Origin of the sequence: Rhodococcus sp. AW25M09, from assembly GCF_000333955.1 — a bacterium.
Classification (GTDB): domain Bacteria; phylum Actinomycetota; class Actinomycetes; order Mycobacteriales; family Mycobacteriaceae; genus Rhodococcoides.
The window spans coordinates 17,817-37,077 of record NZ_CAPS01000081.1 but is presented as its reverse complement, the minus strand read 5'-3'; the positions used below and the strand labels follow the sequence as shown (position 1 = coordinate 37,077).

The following is a 19,261-nucleotide window of genomic DNA, read 5'->3' as shown; positions in this document are numbered from 1 at the left end:
CATTCTGCGCTCGAACAGTAACTGCCGGGCGATCAGATTCCGGGCTCGGGGATGTGATGTGCAGTCTTTTTGCGCTTGAGCAGGACCCGTCTGCTGCCGTCGGTGTAGAGACGAACCCGCGACAGCTCCCAGCCGCCGAATTCTGCCTGAATGGCGAGCCGCATCGACGCCGTCACCCTGGTGACGTCCGGCGGAAGCCGCAACGGAACGTACTCCCAGTCGTCAGAGGGCGATACTTCCCATCCGACGGGCATCTTCGCCCGGCCCGGCACCGAATTCTCGTGCGTGTTCACGTGCCTCCTCCACTACTGCGGTCGCTCCTGCACGCTCTACTCCGGTCGACGCCCCGCAGCAGGGATGCGCTGGAGTCCGTCTCCGGTTGCCGACCCCACGTACAGGTCGCCGGTGTCGGCGTCTACGGCAATCGAATCCGGCTGCCGCACAGTGGCCAACCGTTCGACTTCGACCGGAATTCCGGTATCGAGTGTGTATCCGACCACTTCGTTGCGGGCAGGCAGTGTCACCCACGCGACACCGGACTGTTCATCGTAGGCGACTGCCCACGGCTGTGACCCGACCGGAAACCGTTGCCGCATCAGCAGATCGTGTGAGGTGAAAACAAGGAGTTCGGTACCGGTCGAATCGGTGACCAGCAGACGACCGAATTCATCGCTGGTCATCTCGGCTGCACCCTCACCGGCGCGCAGGGCGACTCCCAGAGTGCCGTCGTCGAGATTCAGATCGGTGACCGATGTCTGTCGACGATCGAGAACCGAGACGCCGTCCGGTGTACTTGCCAGCACATCGGCCGAGGTGACGCTGCCCCCGGACACAGTGCTGGTGACCTGACCGCTCGCGTCGAACACGCGGACCTTGCCGGTGTCGTCGCCGACGGCAGTCGTGCCATCGGGTAGGTCGGCAGCAGAGCGGGCATTGGAATCGACTGCCAGATCGGTGCGCTGCCCGTCTGCCACATCGATTCTCACGACCGAACCGTCCATGGGGATCAGCACAGTCGAGTCTCTTCCGGCGACCAGAGCCGCTCCCGTGGAGCCCAGGTCGACGACCCGTGTGTCCGACGACGCCCCGGCGCGGACCAGATTCACGGTTGTCGATGCGTCGGTCAGCGCCACGAGTGTGCGGGTGACGGGATCGAAGGTGAGCGCGTCGACGGGCGCGAACTCGGTGACGGTACCGGCGGGAGCAACGGTGGTCGCGGGTGATTGAGCCGCAGGCAACGGTTCGACGGATATCTGGCCACTGTTCTCGTCGTCGCTGGAGCACGCGCTCGTCGACAACACTGTGACTACGGCGAGCGCTGATGCAACTGCCGCTCGAACCGTACGAGCCGACGGTGTTCGCATGGGATCGAACCTACTTCCCTCGAGTGACGCTGCCGGTGAAGGCACCGGCGTGTTCTGGCGTTGCCACATCTGTACCAGCGTGCTTGGTCTCGGCGAAATCTGCCGGTCCGGATCAGGCGCGATCCGGTGGTGTGGGGAGAAGCGGTAGCGTGTTCGTCCGACGAGGAATGCGTGCCGGAGTGGAGCCTGCGGAATGACCGTTGGTTCCCGGAGTGGAGCCTGCGGAGTGACCGTGAGCTGTAGCTGCACGATATGGGAGTGGACGTGGAATCCGAGGAAACGAATTTCGTCGTCGAGGAAGTCAACGCGGGAACGCATCCGAACGGCTTCGGGCAGACCGACGACGGCCGGGCGTTCGCGTTTCGAGTGCATCGGCGCACCCTCTACGTGGAGATTTATCGGGCCGACGTGCGATCGCCGGTGCCGGACCGATCCGAGATCGAAGCGGTTGCCGAGCATTCGGTCGCCGAGGTCGATCTGACGGACGAGCGCAGCATCATCGGTGTGGTGCGTGACGCGGTCGCACACGCGCAGCACTTGTCCGATGCGTCACAACGTGACACCACTGCCGTTCGCGCGTTCTTCAACAGGGTCAACTCCGTGCTGGAGGGATTCTGACGGGGACAACCGCGTCCCGACCGATCACGCGCTGACGTCGTCGAGGGCAGATGTGATGGCGGACGGCAGTTCGAGTTCCTCGGCCATCAATGCGCCCATCAGCTGAGCGAGATCGCGAGCGCCCACGATCGCGCTGCTCACTCCCGGCCGATCCCGAGCCCATGCGAGCGCTACCACCAGTGGAGAAGTGGCAAGTCCGTCGGCCGCGGTGACGGCGGCGTCGACGATGCTGACGGCAGAATCCGTCAGGTACGTCAGGACGGACTCGGCGTGCAACTCATCGGCACCGCGGGAATCCGCGGGGATACCGTTGCGGTACTTGCCCGTCAGCACGCCGCCCGCGAGGGGGATCGCAGCCAGTACGCCGATGCCGTGGTGGTGTGCGGCGGGAATCAGTTCGTCCTCGATTCCACGGGCCAGCAGCGAGTACTCCGCCTGCGTGGCCACGATACGTCCGGTACCGGCTGCGCCCGCCGCTGTGGCCAACTGCCAGCCGAGGTATCCGCGGGCACCGGTGTAGCGCACCCGTCCACTGCTCACTGCGTAGTCGAGCGTGGCTGCGATCTCGTCGACCGGAGTCATCGGGTCCCATGCCGCTACCTGCCACAGATCGAGATAGTCCGTGCCGAGTTCGCGCAGTGTTGCGTCCAGTTGGCCGAGTAGGCCGCGTCGAGAGCAGTCGACGTCGTATCGGCCGTAGCGCGGTTCGAGTCCCGCAGCGCTGCTGATCACCAGTTCATGCCGGGGGACCACGTCGTCGAGCAACTCGGCGAGAACTCGTTGCGCGCGACCGTCCCCGTAGGCGGGAGAGGTATCGACCAGGGTTCCGCCGGCCTCGGCGAATGCCGACAACTGCGCTGCAGCGTCATCACCATCGGTTCCGCTACCCCAGCCGAGGGTGCCGAGGCCGAGTCTGGAGACGCGAAGCCCGCTGGTGCCGACCGATCTCTGCTTCATATATGCCGAATGTCCTTTTACGATTGATCGTCGGTGTCGAAACTGCACCGCCGCCAGTGCACAGTAGTGCGGAGCGCCGCCGGGTGTGAACCTGCCGCGCCGCGTCGCTGCGCTCGGTATGAACCTGTCGCGGCGGGTACGGTCATGCCCGTGAATCGCGAATTCAGGGGGCAGGCCGTCGGCCGCGCATCGGTAGTGAAAAGTTCAACCACATCGTTTTCGGAGCGGGGTGCCGCATGATCGACATGACGTGGCTGCAGGCGGTCGTACTCGGTGCAGTGCAGGGCCTGACGGAATTCCTGCCTATCTCCTCTTCGGGCCACCTGCGCATCGTGTCCGGAGTGTTCTGGAACGAGGATGCCGGTGCCTCGTTCACCGCGGTGACTCAGCTCGGCACCGAGGCTGCGGTGCTGCTGTTCTTCTGGCGCGACATCGTCAGAATCGTCAAGGCCTGGTTCATCGGTCTGACGAAGAAGGAGGAGCGCGGTCTCGACTACCGGATGGGGTGGTACGTGATCATTGCCACCATTCCCATCGGTGTCCTGGGTCTGCTCTTCAAGGATCAGATCCGAACCGGTGCCCGCAACCTGTATCTCATCGCGTTCATGCTGATCGCATTCGCGGTCGTCATTGCGATCGCGGAGAAGGTCGGCCGCAAGGAGCGACCGATCGAGAAGTTGACCACCCGCGACGGCATCGCCATGGGTCTCGCGCAATGCCTGGCGTTGGTCCCCGGGGTGTCCCGCTCCGGAGCAACGACCAGCGCAGGACTGTTTCTCGGGCTCGAACGCGAAGCAGCTGTCCGCTTTTCGTTCCTGCTCGCCATTCCTGCTGTCACCGCGTCCGGTTTGTTCTCGCTGCCCGATGCCTTCGAGCCGGTCGGCTCGGGGCTGGCCGCATCGGGGCCGCAGCTGTTGGTGGCCACCGTCATCGCGTTCGGCCTGGGCTATGCCTCGATCGCCTGGCTGCTGAAGTTCGTCACGAACCATTCGCTGTACTGGTTCGTCGGCTACCGGATCGTGCTCGGCGTCGTCGTGCTCGGGTTGCTGGCGGGCGGGGTCGTTTCCGCCACCTGACGTTTGTCTCGTTAGGCTCGTAGCAATGACAGTCATCTTGCTCCGGCACGGCCGTTCCACGTCGAACACCGCCGGCACTCTTGCCGGTCGTAGCGAAGGCGTCGCACTCGACGAGCGCGGACGCGAGCAAGCGCGGGCGGTTGCCGAGCGACTCGGTGATCTTCCGATCGCCGAGATCGTGCGGTCTCCGCTGCTGCGATGCGAGCAGACCGTGGAGCCGCTGGCGGCCGAGCTGGGTATCTCGGCGGTGGTCGAGGACCGTCTGGTGGAAGTCGACTACGGGCAGTGGACGGGTCGGACGATCAAGGAGTTGTTGGCCGAGCCGCTGTGGAAAGTGGTGCAGCAGCATCCATCGGCAGCGGTGTTTCCCGAGGGCGAAGGCTTGGCCGCGGTGCAGCAACGTGCGGTCCAGGCGGTTCGGGAGCACGACGCCCGACTCGCCGCGAAGCACGGCCGGGACGTGTTGTGGGTGGCGTGCTCGCACGGTGACGTCATCAAGTCGGTGATCTCGGACGCAATGGGCGCGCACCTCGACACTTTCCAGCGCATCGTCGCCGACCCTGCATCGATCAGTGTCGTTCGGTACACCTCGACGAGGCCGTTCGTGCTGCGGACCAACGACACCGGAGCGGACCTGAGCGCGTTCGTCCCCAAAGCCGAGGAGCCCAGCACCGAGGACGGTGCGAACTCGTCCGATGCGGTCGTCGGTGGTGGTTCGGGCAGCTAGAGCGGCCGATTCAGCGCCTGAATGTCGATCGGTGGCAGGCTGGAGAGCACGCAATACCGTCCGTGGTCGATCTGTGACCGATAATGGAGGTTCCGCGATTTGCTTCGCGGAGCTGTTCGAGTCGTAAGGAGGTGCAATGCCGCGCGCCATACACGTTTTTCGCACCCCTGATCGTTTCGTTGCCGGGACCGTTGGTGAACCGGGCGACCGAACGTTCTTCCTGCAAGCGGTGCACGATGCCCGAGTGGTGTCGGTGGCCCTGGAAAAGCAGCAGGTCCAGGTTTTGGCCGACCGAATGGGGCTTCTCCTCGAAGAAGTGCACCGCCGGTTCGGTGCCGACGTGCCGGTCGAGGAGACCGACACGGTCGACACCAGTCCGTTGCTGACGCCGATCGACACCGAGTTCAGGGTCGGCACGATGGGACTCGGCTGGGACGCCGATGCCAACGCTGTCGTCGTGGAACTGTTGGCAGTCAGTGAAGTAGAAGTGGACGAATCCGTCGTTCTCGACGACACCGACGAAGGCCCCGATGCTGTGCGGGTGTTCCTCACCCCGGTTCAGGCTCGCGAATTCGCGGTTCGGTCCGAACTCGTGATTGCCGCGGGACGTGCGCCGTGCCCGTTGTGCGGCCTGCCGCTGGCTCCCGAGGGGCACGTCTGTATCCGAACGAACGGATACCGCCGGGGTGCGACGTTCGGGCCGGTCACCGAGGTCGACGAGCCTTGACAGTCGAACTGCCTCCGTTCGAGGGGCGCGAGACCATGGAGACCGGCGAGCTCACTGTCGTCGGGCGAGTGGTGTCGGCCAGCAACGCGACGCTGGTGTGCGAGGCGGGCGAGGGAGACGCGTCCGTTCGGTGCGTATACAAACCTGTCCGCGGCGAAGTGCCGCTCTGGGACTTTCCCGACGGCACCCTCGCGGGACGGGAAGTGGCGTCGTACGAGATCTCCGAGGCATTGGGTTGGGGCGTGATTCCGCCGACAGTTCTGCGTGACGGGCCGTTCGGGCCCGGCATGGTGCAGAAGTGGATCGAGACGCCCGCGGACCATGCCGAAGGACGCGTCGACCTCGTCGATATCTGCCGTCCGGATCTCGTTCCGAAAGGGTGGATCCCGGTGTTGCAGGCCTACGACGGGGATGGCGAGGAGATCGCGCTGATCCACGCCGACGATCCGCGTCTGCAGCGGATGGCGGTTCTCGACGTGATCCTCAACAACGCCGATCGCAAGGGTGGCCACGCACTCGAAGGTCTCGACGGATACGTGTACGGAGTCGATCACGGCATCTGCCTGCACTCCGAGAACAAGTTGCGCACGGTGTTGTGGGGCTGGGCGGGCCAGGCTGTGGACGACGCGTTGATGAGCGACGTGGTGCGCTTCGTCGAGACCTTCGACGCAGTCACCGCGCCGCGCCTGGTCGACAAGATCACCCTGACCGAAACGATCGCGGTTCTGGATCGGGCGCAGGAGTTGATCGCACGCCCGGTCATGCCGGAGCCTCGCTCGAGTAGACCCATACCCTGGCCCGCCTTCTGATCGGGCTCGGATAGGCTCGGCTGCATGCATTCTTGGTCGAGCCCGGAAATCCCGACAATTCCGGGGCAGGGTCCCGCGCTTCGATTGTTCGACACCGCAGACCGCCAGGTGCGTCCGGTCACCCCGGGTTCGACGGCACGGATGTACGTCTGCGGAATCACCCCGTACGACGCCACCCACCTCGGACATGCCGCGACCTACCTCACGTTCGATCTGATCAACCGTCTGTGGCGGGACGCGGGCACGGACGTGCATTACGTTCAGAACGTCACCGACGTCGATGATCCGCTGTTCGAGCGCGCCGACCGTGACGGTGAGGACTGGCGCGATCTGGGTGCCCGCGAGATCGAACTTTTCCGCTCCGATATGGAGGCGTTGCGCGTGATCCCGCCGCGCGACTACATCGGCGCCGTCGAATCCGTCGACGAGGTCGTCGAACTGGTGGAGAAGTTGGTCGCGGCAGGCGCCGCCTACGTCGTCGAGGATGCCGAGTATCCCGACGTGTACTTCAGCGTCGCCGCCACCGAGCAGTTCGGCTACGAGTCCGGCTACGACCGCCCCACGATGGATACTTTCTTCGCCGAACGTGGCGGCGACCCGGATCGGGCCGGCAAGCGGGATCCTCTCGATGCGTTGCTGTGGCGTTCGGTGCGGCCGGGTGAGCCGTCGTGGCCCTCGCCGTGGGGTGATGGTCGGCCCGGTTGGCACGTCGAATGCGCGGCCATTGCACTCAATCGCATCGGATCTGGGTTCGACATTCAGGGTGGTGGAAGCGATCTCATCTTCCCGCACCACGAATTCTCGGCCGCACACGCCGAGGCCGCCACCGGTGATCCCCGCTTCGCACGGCATTACGTGCACACCGGAATGATCGGGCTGGACGGCGAGAAGATGTCCAAGAGCCGCGGCAACCTGGTGTTCGTCTCGAAGCTACGCGCCGAGAACGTCGATTCCGCAGCCGTGCGACTCGGCCTGCTCGCCGGCCACTATCGGCAGGACCGCCCGTGGTCCGACGAGGTCCTCGAACGCGCCCACACCAGGCTCGCACTGTGGCGTCGAGCGGCGGCGCTCGAGAGCGCAGCGTCGGCCGACGACGTGATCAACCGGTTGCGCCAACATCTGGCAGACGATCTCGACACACCGAAGGCACTCGATGCGCTCGACGCGTGGGCGAGCTTCGCAGTCGAACGAGGTGGATCGGACGCCGGCGCTCCCGGCGCTTTCGCCGACGCCGTCGACGCGCTGCTCGGAGTTCCGCTGCGTTAGTTCGCAGGCCCCAGGCGCAGATCCGTCAACAGGTCCGGGATCAGGCGTTCTTCCATGACTGCTCGACCCGAATCGCGCAGAGCAGCAGCCAGTTCCGGGGCCCACGGGCTGTCCGTAGGATGCCCCTTCAACGGCTCCGAGTTCCGCGCGTCCAGCGCGGCTCGGTAGGAGTCGACGTCCATTCGCCACGGTACCGCGTCGTACCGAGAGACCGCCCGGGTCACCATGTGCACTCCGGCCCAGTCGAAATCGGCCCGCCAGCGGATGGTGGTACCCGGCGCACGGGAAGCCAACAGTCGGTGCACCGCAGCGGAGGGCTGACCGTCGGTGCAGATCAGACTTGCGCACGCGGAGCCGAGAGTGCGGGCCGCAGCGGCGAGCACGGCGACGTTCTCGCAGACGAACACGACCGACGCGCTGTTGGTGAGTCCGCCGCGCGAGAGCATGTCCACTGTGACGGGAAAGGGAACCCCCTCGTCAGCGGCCTCGTTCAACCATCGTGCAACGGTATGGGACTCCTCGACGCGGTATCCGAGCACCAGCACGCGGCTGGACAACGCATCGACCGAGACCCCCGCGGTTTCCCACAGTGACCTGATCCCGACGGGATCGACGGGGCGAGGCACGTTCTCGCGCAGCGACAGCGCATCGAGAACGAGTTTCGGGGCACCGCCACCCGAGAGAGCCTTGGTGTCTCCGCTGGCCAGTTCCGCGAGCTCGGTCAGAGACAGCCCGTCCACCGGAAGCCGAGCGAGCACCTGCGTGGCCACCGCCAACGCATCGACGGCGACGCGTCCGCCGAGGGTGCCGTCCTGGTTGAGCAGCGATGCGATCCAATGTTCGATCCATTCGCGATCGGTTCCGCCGCCGAGTACCTCCCTGGCTCGTTCCAGCGCGTCCGAGCGCACCTGAGCCTTGTCCGCCGCGATGCGCTTCTTGTCCTGCAACGGCGCTTGCTGGGTGAGGGTGTCGATCAGTCCGAGGCCACCGTTGAGCGAATGACTGAGCCACTCGTCGAACCGTTGGAGGTCGAGCCGGGTACTCCGCGCCCGGGAATGCAGACTGGAATTCGAGCGTGAGATCGCGCTGCACAGGCGCCACAATTCCGGCGCGTCGCTCAAATCCACGGTGATGTTGCCGCCGACGCGAAGCCAGTTGGCCTCCAACTTCTTTCGCGCTGCATCCAGGAGGGCTGCCAATTCGGCGCTGCCCCGCCACTCGCTGTTATCGGTCAAACTCCAGCCCACCTTCGGTCGGGGTCGGAACACGACGCGTCAACGGCGAGCCGAGCGCGGCAGCAAGGTCGGTGCCGTCGTGTTCGGCGAACAGTTCGCCGTTCTCCCACACCAGAAGTGCTGCGCTCACAGTGTTTTCGGCGGTCGAATGGGCCAGATCGTAGTGCGCGCAGCCAGGGACGTCCGCGTAGGTGATCCACAGGTCGTATCCGGTCATGAACAGGTCCAGATCGAATTGCACACTGAGCCCGAGCAATTCGCTGCGCCCGTTGTCGTCGACACCGGCGAACGCTTCGTCGAGGGCAAGCAGTCGGGGCGAGTGCGGATCGGCGGACGAGAGCATGACGTGTGCCGCAGCGAACAGTGGGAGATGAAGTGAGACCGACTGTTCGCCGCCCGAGAGGGCACTGTGACGTGCAACGGTCAGGCGATCCTCGTTCCCGTCACCACTGATGAGGGTGAAGGCGAATACGCGCCAGCGGCGATAGTCCAGTGTCGTCGACAGGATCTCGGGGTACGACCGCTCCGGATGCGCTGCGCGAGCAACCCTGATCTCCGACGCGAAATGGGCTCGCATCGCGGCCAGATCGTCCTGGTTGAGCGCCGATGCGTCTCGATCGAGCATCTTCGATACCGCCCGGGCACCGTCGTCGAGGTTGTCGGCCAACACCCAGTGCACACCGATAGTGTTTCCCGAGGACATCCGGCGCTGCTTCATCTCGGCGGACATCTGCGCGATGAGCTCGCGCGCGTCGACAGTTCGCTCGTGAATCTGCTGCGCCAGACCGGTCAACAGCGCATCCTCGAGAATGCGGCGCTCCTGCTCGGTCAGCAACAGCTCCTGATCGGACCTGGCCGCACCGATTCTGTCCGCGAAGTCGCCGACCGACGAATAGCCCTGCTCGTCCTGCACGCGAACCACCGTCAAACCGTCCGGAGCATCCCACTGCAGGCGGTAGTCCTGACCCGAGGCGGCGAGCTGTGAGTCGAACTCCTGCAACGCACTGGTCAGAGCGGTACGAGTGGACTTTCGGCTCGAATCACTGACCTTCACCGATGCCGTTGCCGCATCGAGTGCCGAATGCAGCGCGCGCACCACCGGTGGTAGCACCGGAACCTCGTCGTCGGGGCCGTCGGCCTGCTGGACTCGATACAGGATCTGTTCCACCGTCAGCCAGGCCGATTCGCTGGCAGGCCAGGCGTACACGTCGTGAACGCCGAGGATGGTGAGCAGGTCCTTGCGGGCGTACGGCGCGAGACGCCCGGCATCACCGAGGGTTTCGGTGACTGCCCCTCGCAGGCTTTCGAGCGCTGTGTTGCATGCACCCTCCGCCTTGCCGATCGCCTCTCCGGCTTCCTTGTCCGCTTTTCGTGCGGCCCGCTGCTCGGCGCGGCACTTCTCGATGCGCTCACGTGCGTTGTCGAGATCGGTGTCGATCTGTTCGGCGGTAGCACCGAGCTTCTCGGTCAGTAACTCCAGGCGTTGGACCTGCTGCCGGTAGCTCTCGTCTGCTATCGCAGCCTCCTCGGCGAGCTCCTCGGCCAGTCCGGATGCTTCGTCGAGTCGGTTCATCGCCTCGCGGGCACGCTCGGCCTCGCGTGTGTGATCGGCACGCTTGCGAATCACCGCCGAGCCCTGATGCTCGAAATGCCTGATCGCCGCTGCGAGCGCATCGATGTCGCGACCGATGTGCGGGGTGCGGTGCGCCACCGCTGCGGTGCGCAGCTGTTTCTCCTTCGCCGACAGGTCTGCGATTGCCTGATCGAATTCGCGGTCAGCTGCTGCAGAACTGTCCTTGGAGGTCCGCAGTGCGCCGGCGGCGGCAGTGACCGCACGCTGCGCCTTCACGATGGACGTCGCTCGGGGGAGTCGCTTCGCGGCAGCGTTGAGCGCCTGCACCAGCTCGCGCGCAGCCTGTTCTTCTACGGTCGCGGTTGCCAACGCTTCGGTCGCGGCATCGATGGCGATATCGAGCTCGGCGATACGTTGCTGACGCCGACGCGCCCGCGCCGTGGCGCCGATGTACTCGGCATCGGATTTGGCGTGACGACCCTGCTGCACACCCTGGAAGTACCGGCCGTCGACGCCCACCGAAACCGAACCACCTGGGGCCGCTCCGTCGTCCCGGTGCAGTGCAACGGACTCGAGCACGGCGAGGACGCGAGATTCCGGGACGGCGGTGCCGGGCTCGGGTTCGAGAACCGACGCCAACGTGGTGCCGGTCGGTCGTGTGGCCTCGGCCAGCGGAGCGAGGTACTGCTCCGAGGCGGACTCGAGCGGAAAGTCGTCGACCGGATGGATCCAGCCGTCGAGCAGATTCGCTGCTTGCAGCGCGGATTCGATTCCGGCCGCATCGGCTGGGCAGACCGCGTCGGCAAAACGAACCAGCTGCCATAGCGGCGCTCCCGAGAGATCCACACGGGTGTCGGTCCGGGCGGCGAACGACGGCGGCGCGTCGTCGTGTTGGGCCCGCACCAGTGCCGATTCGTCGTTCAGCGCGTTCAGCTCGGCTGTCCGGGTGGTCACGTCGACGCGCGCCTGTGCTTGCCTGGCACGAATCGCGTCGACTCCGTCGGCTGTCCGATCGGCGAGAACGGATTCGAGGCTCGGGGCGTCGTCGTCGCCGATGTCTTTCAGCGCAGCGTCGAGTGCTTCGAAGGTGGCCGAGGTAATGCCCGCGGAGGAATACAGCGCCGAATTGGTCGACCACCACGCCCGTAGGCCGGTGGCGAAGTGCGCCTTCTCCAGGTCGACGGCAGCTTCGGCCTCGGTGACCGCTGTCGTAGCCGCCTCGAGCAACTCCCGGGCCTTGGATGCCGCCTTCTCCGCACGGGCGCGTTCTGTCGATGCCTTCTCGACGGTTCCCAGTGCCTCGCGCACCGCCCGTACGTCGCCATCGCGCTCTTCGGCGTGCCCGCGCAGTGCCGTACTGATCTGATCGCTTCGGGCCGTACCTGGCAGGGGAGTCCAGAAAATACCGGCGTCCTCGGCCGCAGTCTGCAATTCTTCCTCGGCCCGGCTCACCCCGGCTACCGAGTCGCGAAGCTCGGAGTCGGCTCGGGCAGCCTCGGTGGTGCGCTGTGCCAGATCACCTTGTGCCTTGCGGGCCCGTTCGGCCTGTTGGGCCGTCGAGATCTCCAGCTTCGCAGCCGACTCGGCCAGGTCGTCGAGTTGCTGCTTGCCCTCGTAGGCGCTCGAGCGCTGCAGCGTCTCGCGGTCGGCGACGGCCTGATCCAGAGCGCGTTCGGCCTCGTCGAACCGAACTTCTGCCGCTGATCGCTCCAGCAGACGCCGATCCTTCAGGGCCGCAGCCGCGAAGTGCGCGGTGGTTGCGTGCGTCACCGCCTCGAGTCGACGCGAGACCTGCTCCACATCCGAACGTGTTTGTACCCGAAGGTATTTGGAATACACCGAGACGAAGTTCGTCGCGGCGTGATCGGCTTGCGCCAAACCTTCCAGCGCACGTCCCACTTCTTCCATATCGCTGAAGGAGCGGGCAGCCTCGAGCACCAATTGCTCGTCCAGCGGACGCAGACCGTCGGTCAATGACTGAGACAGACCCTTGGGGTCCAGATTCTTGGCCAGCTGCGGACGGCGAAGGGTCAGAATCAAATTGATGAGCTGGTCATAGCGTTGGGTGCCGAGCCCGAACATCCGGGCATCGATCGCGGCGCGGTAGTCGACCGGGCGGTCCGTCAGGGCGTCGGTGCCCAGCTGCTCACCGAGTTGCTTCTTCGTCAACGGCCGGTCGTCGGAACCCAACAGCGAGAAGTCCACGCCCACCCGGCCGTCGGCCACGAAGTACCAGCGGGTCACCTTGTCGTTGTGCCGACTGGCCCGCATTCCGATTCCGACGGTCACCGATTCGGGGTCCTCGCGTGAACCGCGACCGAACTCCATCCACACGTACGAGTGTGCGCTTTCCTGCCCCCGATAGAGCAGGTTCGATTTCATCGTCCGCTCTTCTCCGGCAAAAGGATTGAGTCGTCGAGGTTCGATCCGGCCGTCCAGAACGAAGGGAAACAGCACCTCGAGCGCTTTGGTCTTGCCGGACCCATTGGGTCCGCGCAACACCAGGCGACCGTCCGCAAAAGAAAACTCTTGATCGCGGTAGTCCCACAGGTTGACGATTCCTGCTCGCGTGGGCCGAAAGCGATTCGAGTGTGCGGTCATCTACTCAATCCTCTGCTTCGGACGATTCGATACTGACGGGCTGTTCGGTACTGACGGGTTTCTCGGCGGCGAACAACGAATCCTGCGGGGTTCGATCGCGCACACTGACCATGACGTCTCGGTACCGCGCGATCACCGGAAGCACCAACACTCCGCCGGATACGCTGTGTACGAGGCGAAGCCGATGCAGCAGAGCGAGTGCTCGCAGCCGTAGACCGTCCCGATCGGTCTGCCACTGGGCGGCGAAGGTGCGGCCGAATCGTTCGACGAGATCATCGACCACCGTCACGAGCCAGCTGTCTTCGATCAGTGGGTACTGTTGCCTGCTGTCGGCATCGGCGAATGTCGTTGCATCGGAGGGAAACCCGAACTCGGCAAGATCGCCGAAGATTCCGCCGTCAGGGATGGCTCGGTCCAACTGTTCGATCAGGGCATCGCCGTCGGGCAGCGGATAGGCCGCCAGCGCCGGTGCATCGGGATCGATCACCCGATCCGAGATTTCACCCGCAATCAACAACGCGACCTGAGCAATGGTTCCGGTACTGGGGAATCGGTAATCCGACAGTCGGCCCGAAGTATCGATGAGAGCCACTCCCTCGGAGCGACGCTCGGCAACGAGGCCCGTGAGCAACTCGACATCCGCAACAGTGCGAGACGCGGCCAGCGCAGCGCGGGCGTCCCGATCCAGGTCGGTCAGGTAGACAACCGGCTGTTCGACCAGTGCTCGGCGCACCGACCGCAGCGTTTCCTTCGGGTCTGCCGGGCGCTCGGGATCAGTACGCTCGGAATCGAGATCGTCGGGTTCGAGCGGAGCGTCCGAGCCTGCCAGCAATCCGCGAATCGAGCGCAGATGCTGGACGGCACGGGGCGGACGGAACATCGCGACGACCACCGGACGGTCGATGTCGTAGAGGGCCTCACCTGCGGACGGATTGTTGGCCCAGCCTGATGCGTCGCCGTCGGCCAAGGCGATCGCACCGCGGGTCGCGAGCCAGCCGATCGCGTCGACGAAGGCATCTCTGTCGCTCGCTCGATCGGTCGTCAGCTCGACTCCGTCGACTTGGCTCGCCTCTGCCGCAACGTGATCGGCGAGCTCGGAGAGTGTGATCTGGTTGCCCGCTCGACCGAGTGCCGCCAGTGCCAGCGAAAGATACGCGTATCTGCGACGGTCGAAGATTCGGTCGGTCGACGTCCGGGCGGGTTGGCTGTCGTCGAGTCGGTCGATCACCGGGAACAGGCGCGCGGTGGTTTCGGTGACCTCGAGCCGATACCCGAACAGCTCGAGCAGGTCCTCGCGCAGCTCGGTTGCCCATCTGCGCAGAAGAGGGAGGGCTATTCGATCGGGATATGTGGTGGTCACCAGGTGATTCGACAGCGCCACCCTGGCGGCACGCTGGTAGGAATCCAGTGCGAGGGAGGAGATTTCGCGAGCTCTCATCGGCGAGCGACCTCACTGACGTCGAGCGAGAGCCGGTCCAGATGCAGTCGACCGCGGGTGGTCCGCACGATCGTCGATCGGTCGCTGTCGCTCAGGGTCAGTCGCACCCCACTGTCCGATCCGGACGAGTCCGAAGTGCGTCCACTCACGCGTACCCGCGCCGTCAAGGCAGCGTTCAACAGGCTCAGCAGCACCTCGGTTTCCTGCTCGTTCAGAACGCGGTCGTGAATTCCTGTGGAGGCCAACGACTGCGCCGCGGCACTGCGCGAACGCTGCGCGTCGAGCTGCTGTTCGCGGAGTCGCCGGATGCCACCGTCGTTGCGCTGTACCCGGCCCGGCACGCCGGGGGTGGGGTTCGGCCGGTCTCGGCCAAGGTCCGCGAGATCTCGACCGGCGGTGCCTCCCACCAGGACCTGGACGTCGAAATGATGTCGGCATCGGGGTGGACCATCGACAGGTGCCGAGGTCTGCCGAGGCCGAACACGGCGTGGAACAGCGCGTGCGCGCTGTCTTCGGTAGGTGCGGCAGCAAACCATCCGGCCAGGTGGCGCAGTTGACTTTCGCGGCTGACGCCGCCTTTGCGGGTCTCGGTGACACGACGCAGCAGCGACAGCACGGCGGCGATCGCGCTCATCGTGCCTTCGCGAAGGCGCTCGGACTCGCTGAGTTCGGACTCGGCCGAGACGAACCAGTGCGACAGCCCGGCCCAGCGATCGGTCCAGTCGGCCTGCCGTTCGGTCACGGTGAGAAACACACGTTCGTCGCTCACGGCGGCGCGCTCGATGAGATCGTCGATGCCGGTTGCCTCGACGAGTGCGATCGCCTCGGCGAGCTTCGGGGCGTAGCGCGTGAGGTCCGAGCTGAACTCGCGCATGTGTGTCAGCAGCGCGTCCTTGTGGACCAGGAAGGACTCGGGAGTGATCTCGGTGGTGCGCACCAGGTCACCCAGCACGAGATAGAAATGTGCCGCGCGGGTCGCCATTTCCGACAGCGTCGAATCGAGACGACTGAGTTTTCGGTAGATCCGATCGCCGTCTTTCTGTCGGTTCGCCTCGGCCAGCTCGTGCATATCGGCCAGCAGCTCGGGCAACACCAGCCGCGACAGCGAGGCGTCGTCCAGGCGAGCGCCGAGCACGTCCTCGACCGCTCGATAGGCCTTGTAACCGGCCTGACCGAACTGATAGACGAAATGGCGGTTGCGGTACTCGGCGAGGGTCGCGGCCCGGGTGCCGTCGTAGCTGCGCTCGAGCAGGCCCCACGCGTGCAGCTGATCGAGCAGGGGGGCGATGTCGAGCGCCGTCAGCGGTTCCTGCCGACCGGTCCCACGCGCGAGGAGGTCGGCTACGTCTCCCGAGTGCAACAGCACCACGTAGTTCGCGCGAGCCGTGTCGAATGCGCGCAGGACGGCCAGGTATTCGGATCGCTTCTCGGCGACGGCGAACGAAAAGAGACCGAGGCGGTCTTCCTCGACGAACGCGTTCGCGGCGCCCACCCCCGTGTCCTCACCTGAATCGCTCACTGGAACAGGGTAGGGGGTCAGGAGTGGAGCCTGCGGAACGACCCGGGATGGACAGGAGTGGAGCCTGCGGAACGACCCGGGATGGACAGGAGTGGAGCCTGCGGAACGACCCCGCGAGTGGATACGCCCGACTTGTTCGTCCGTGGCGTCTACAACTCCACGGTCACTTTTCCGTCCACCACTGTGGCGGGGTAGGTGCGCACCGAGTCGATGCCGCTGGGGCAGGTGCCGTCGTCGAGCGAGAAGGTGTACTGATGCAGCGGGCACACGACGATGGATCCGTCGATCTGACCGTCTGCCAGGGGCCCGCCCTTGTGCGGGCAGACGGCGTCCATCGCCCGCACCGAGCCGTCGCTGAGCAGGAACACCGCAACCTGCTTGCCGTCCACGACGTAGGCCCGTCCCTCGCCAGGCGTCAGGTCCTCCAGAGCACCCACCGGCACGCTCATCGGACCGGCACCTGAGGTAGCGGAAGCAGAGGCAGCGACGGCTTGAACTGCGCAGGTGACTTCGGCGCTGCGCGGTCCTGCCACGGGTCGACGAATCGCTCGACAGCGGCGTGCATCCGCTCGTCGAGTCCGGCCACTATGCCGTCACGGTCGTCGATCAGCACGCTCTGCAGTTCCTCCAGGCCGACACGCGGAACCCACGCGTACGTTCGCTCGAGCCACTGAGCGTTCTCGCGGTAGTGCTGAATGAACCTGCCTGCCACGGTCAGAACCTCCTCGGCCCCCGTCACGGTGGCCAGTAGATCGCCCTTGCGGATGTGTGCGCCTGCCGCACCGCCGACGTAGATCTCCCATTTGTTCTCGCCCACCGAAACCACACCGAAGTCCTTGCAGAGCGCTTCCGAGCAGTTGCGGGGACACCCGGCGACCGCGAGCTTCAATTTCGCCGGGGTCTCCAATCCCTGGAATCGGTCTTCCAGGGCGATGCCCAATGCGGTCGAGTCGCCCAGGCCGAAGCGGCAGAAGTCGCTGCCCACACAGGTTTTCACCGTGCGCATGCTCTTGCCGTATGCGAAACCCGACGGCATGTCCAGATCGCCCCAGACATGCGGCAGGTCTTCTTTCTTTATCCCGAGCAGGTCGATACGTTGTCCACCGGTGACCTTGACCAGCGGTACGTGGTACTTGTCTGCGACATCGGCAATTTTTCGCAGCTGATCCGGGGTGGTGACGCCGCCCTTCATCTGCGGTACCACCGAGAAGGTGCCGTCCCGTTGGATGTTGGCGTGCACTCGGTCGTTGATGAACAGCGCACCGCGTTCGTCGACCCAATCCGGACCCCAGACGGTCCGCAACAGCGATGCCAGCGGCATCTTGGCTGCAGCGTCCTCGCGGCCGTCGGTTGCCAATGCCGTGAACACCGCGGAGACCGCTCGGAGCTCCTGCGCTCGAACGGCTTCGATCAGTTCGGGTTTGGTCATCGGAATGCACGGTACGTACCAGTCGGCGGTCGGGTCGGTCTCGACGGCACCGCCTGCTGCGCACGCGATGATGTCCTGAACCAGTCCCTTGCACGACCCACACCCCTTGCCCGCGCGGGTCTTGGCGGTGACGTCGCCGAGATTCTTCGCTCCCGCATGCACGCAGGCGACGATGGCACCTTTGGTGACCCCGTTGCAGTTGCACACCTGGACGTCGTCGGCCAGCTCGGCGGCTCCTGTTGCCGCAGAGGGCGTTCCCATGTCGAACAACATGCTGATGCGCTCGTCGGGCAAGGGCACTTTCTCGTCGAACGCTTGGGTCAGAAAGTTGGCCTTGGAGATGTCGCCGAGCAGCGTGGCACCGACGAGTCTGTTGCCCCGGACGATGACCGACTTGTACGTGCCGGTTCGCGGTTCGTAGAACTGGACGAACTCGTCGTCGTCACGTTCGGGCGCGGTGATACCCATCGAGGCGACGTCGACGCCGGCCACCTTGAGCTTGGTGGTCAGACGGGAACCGTGGTACGCCGCAGCCGGATTCGTGCCCGTGAGTACGTCGGCCAACACCGCGGCCTGCTCCCACAACGGTGCAACGAGGCCGTAGACCTCGCCGCGATGCTGACAGCATTCGCCGACGGCATAGATCGACCCCTCGTCCTCGCAGCGCAGTTGGTCGTCGACGACGATTCCCCGTTCGATCACCAGTCCACCCCCGCGAGCTAAATCCACACTGGGACGGATACCTGCGGTGACGACGACCATGTCCGCGTCGAGCGTGGTTCCGTCGTTGAACCCCACGCCGGTGACGACACCGTCCTCCGATCGCATCACCGAGGTGGTCCGCTTGGAGGTGTGGACTCCGACGCCGAGCGACTCGATCTTGTTCCGCAGGACGCGTCCACCGCGTTCGTCGAGTTGCTGGTTCATCAGATGGCCGGGGGAGTGCACCACGTTCACCTCGAGACCTTGTGTACGTAGCCCGTACGCGGCTTCGAGTCCGAGGAGTCCGCCGCCGATGACGACAGCGGAGACGTCGTCTCGCGACTGCGCCATCTGCAGCATGCCGTTCGTATCGGCGATCGTGCGGAATCCGAACACCCCGCGAGCGAGCCTGCCGTCGGATTCTCGTAGACCGTCCATGTTCGGGAAGAAAGTGTTACTGCCGGTGGCGATGATCAGTACGTCGTAGTCGACGGATCGACCGCTCTCGCAGACCACGGTCTTGGCGAACCGGTCCAACGAGATCGCGCGATCTCCGGCATGCAGAGTGACACCGTTGTCGCTGTACCAACTCATCGGATTGAGAATCAGATCCTCGTCGTCGACGGTGGCTTCACCGGACAACACGTGCGAGAGCATGATGCGGTTGTAGTTGCCGTACGGTTCGTCGCCGATCATCGTGATGTCGAACAGCGAGCTGCCACCGCGCTCGAGGATCTGCTCTACCGTGCGGGCACCGGCCATTCCGTTGCCGACCACCACCATCCGCTGTCTACGCGGAGCCATCAGATCAGCACCAGACCGAAATCGACGACGACCTCTCCGGTGGTTCCGGCAGGGGCCGCAACGACCAGCGAGAGCACGGTGTCCGGGTCGACGTCCTCGACCACCCGCAGCGGGATGTTGACGCCGCTCTTGGCACCTATCGGGAAGATGCGCATCGCGCTGCCGTCGCGCAGCAAGGTCACGACCACCAGCTCGTCGCTCGAATTTCCGCCGCGAAAATACAGCGGCTGCGCCATCACACCCTCGGGGACGACGAAGCTCGAGCTCGGGTCTATCAACTCCGGCTTGTCCAGACCGTTGCCGGTGAAGGAGAAGACGCCTTGCAGAAATCGCGGTGTGCTGGCCATACCCACGAGGTTCCGGTGTCGGGGTGACGCCACCGCTGCGGTGACGTTACGTCGGCATCAGAAAGACCT

The 19,261-nt window shown here is 65.1% G+C and carries 15 protein-coding genes, 1 tRNA gene and 1 pseudogene; 7 read left to right on the top strand and 10 right to left on the bottom strand.

Going from position 1 to position 19,261, the window contains the following annotated elements; translation table 11 throughout:
- Positions 1-32 precede the first annotated feature (32 nt).
- Together RHODMAR_RS16165 and RHODMAR_RS16160 are read right to left on the bottom strand one after the other, a co-directional pair.
- Positions 33-254, bottom strand: coding sequence for a DUF5703 family protein (locus RHODMAR_RS16165; RefSeq protein WP_032377864.1), 222 nt, complete (start codon positions 252-254; stop codon positions 33-35).
- Between the two features lie 75 nt (positions 255-329).
- Positions 330-1,364 (bottom strand): YncE family protein, encoded by a 1,035-nt coding sequence (locus RHODMAR_RS16160; protein WP_008716415.1) that lies wholly within the window; start codon positions 1,362-1,364, stop codon positions 330-332.
- Between the two features lie 258 nt (positions 1,365-1,622).
- Between RHODMAR_RS16160 and RHODMAR_RS16155 the strand changes: the two genes are divergently transcribed.
- Positions 1,623-1,982: a hypothetical protein gene (locus RHODMAR_RS16155; RefSeq protein WP_442970056.1), complete on the top strand. Its 360-nt coding sequence runs from the start codon at positions 1,623-1,625 to the stop codon at positions 1,980-1,982.
- Positions 1,983-2,006: 24 nt separating this feature from the next.
- Here the strand turns inward: RHODMAR_RS16155 and RHODMAR_RS28305 are convergent, their stop codons facing one another.
- Positions 2,007-2,564 carry an aldo/keto reductase gene (locus tag RHODMAR_RS28305; protein ID WP_157226123.1) on the bottom strand — a complete coding sequence of 186 codons (558 nt, stop codon included), beginning with the start codon at positions 2,562-2,564 and terminating at the stop codon, positions 2,007-2,009.
- Between the two features lie 53 nt (positions 2,565-2,617).
- Between RHODMAR_RS28305 and RHODMAR_RS28300 the strand changes: the two genes are divergently transcribed.
- From RHODMAR_RS28300 to mshC, 6 genes are all read left to right on the top strand, one after another.
- A tRNA-OTHER gene (locus RHODMAR_RS28300) sits at positions 2,618-2,708 on the top strand.
- A gap of 476 nt (positions 2,709-3,184) precedes the next feature.
- Positions 3,185-4,015 (top strand): undecaprenyl-diphosphate phosphatase, encoded by an 831-nt coding sequence (locus RHODMAR_RS16145; protein WP_081606023.1) that lies wholly within the window; start codon positions 3,185-3,187, stop codon positions 4,013-4,015.
- 25 nt (positions 4,016-4,040) lie between these two features.
- On the top strand, positions 4,041-4,742 hold the full coding sequence (locus RHODMAR_RS16140) for a histidine phosphatase family protein (protein WP_008716407.1): 702 nt from the start codon (positions 4,041-4,043) through the stop codon (positions 4,740-4,742).
- A gap of 136 nt (positions 4,743-4,878) precedes the next feature.
- Positions 4,879-5,469, top strand: a complete 591-nt coding sequence (locus RHODMAR_RS16135) for a DUF3090 domain-containing protein (protein WP_008716405.1) — start codon at positions 4,879-4,881, stop codon at positions 5,467-5,469.
- Between the two features lie 35 nt (positions 5,470-5,504).
- Positions 5,505-6,278: an SCO1664 family protein gene (locus RHODMAR_RS16130; protein ID WP_198289465.1), complete on the top strand. Its 774-nt coding sequence runs from the start codon at positions 5,505-5,507 to the stop codon at positions 6,276-6,278.
- Between the two features lie 24 nt (positions 6,279-6,302).
- The gene (mshC, locus tag RHODMAR_RS16125) at positions 6,303-7,544 is read left to right on the top strand and encodes a cysteine--1-D-myo-inosityl 2-amino-2-deoxy-alpha-D-glucopyranoside ligase (protein ID WP_008716400.1); all 1,242 of its coding nucleotides are present in this window, start codon (positions 6,303-6,305) and stop codon (positions 7,542-7,544) included.
- Here mshC and RHODMAR_RS16120 read toward each other — a convergent pair.
- From RHODMAR_RS16120 to RHODMAR_RS16090, 7 genes and pseudogenes are all read right to left on the bottom strand, one after another.
- Positions 7,541-8,779: a DUF2399 domain-containing protein gene (locus RHODMAR_RS16120; RefSeq protein ID WP_008716398.1), complete on the bottom strand. Its 1,239-nt coding sequence runs from the start codon at positions 8,777-8,779 to the stop codon at positions 7,541-7,543. The two genes, mshC and RHODMAR_RS16120, sit on opposite strands and share 4 nt — an antisense overlap.
- Positions 8,769-12,953: a TIGR02680 family protein gene (locus RHODMAR_RS16115; protein ID WP_008716395.1), complete on the bottom strand. Its 4,185-nt coding sequence runs from the start codon at positions 12,951-12,953 to the stop codon at positions 8,769-8,771. The genes RHODMAR_RS16120 and RHODMAR_RS16115 overlap by 11 nt, the downstream gene beginning before the upstream one ends.
- A 4-nt stretch (positions 12,954-12,957) precedes the next feature.
- Positions 12,958-14,391, bottom strand: a complete 1,434-nt coding sequence (locus RHODMAR_RS16110; protein WP_008716393.1) for a TIGR02678 family protein — start codon at positions 14,389-14,391, stop codon at positions 12,958-12,960.
- A pseudogene (locus tag RHODMAR_RS16105) lies at positions 14,388-15,883 on the bottom strand (TIGR02677 family protein). The gene RHODMAR_RS16110 and the pseudogene RHODMAR_RS16105 overlap by 4 nt, the downstream one beginning before the upstream one ends.
- 176 nt (positions 15,884-16,059) lie before the next feature.
- The gene (locus RHODMAR_RS16100; protein ID WP_008716384.1) at positions 16,060-16,359 is read right to left on the bottom strand and encodes a Rieske (2Fe-2S) protein; all 300 of its coding nucleotides are present in this window, start codon (positions 16,357-16,359) and stop codon (positions 16,060-16,062) included.
- A complete protein-coding gene (gene nirB / locus RHODMAR_RS16095; RefSeq protein WP_008716382.1) occupies positions 16,356-18,845 on the bottom strand; it encodes a nitrite reductase large subunit NirB in 2,490 nt (829 codons plus the stop codon). The genes RHODMAR_RS16100 and nirB overlap by 4 nt, the downstream gene beginning before the upstream one ends.
- Complete coding sequence (locus tag RHODMAR_RS16090; protein WP_008716379.1) at positions 18,845-19,192, bottom strand: hypothetical protein; 348 nt, start codon at positions 19,190-19,192, stop codon at positions 18,845-18,847. The genes nirB and RHODMAR_RS16090 overlap by 1 nt, the downstream gene beginning before the upstream one ends.
- Positions 19,193-19,261: the final 69 nt, after the last annotated feature.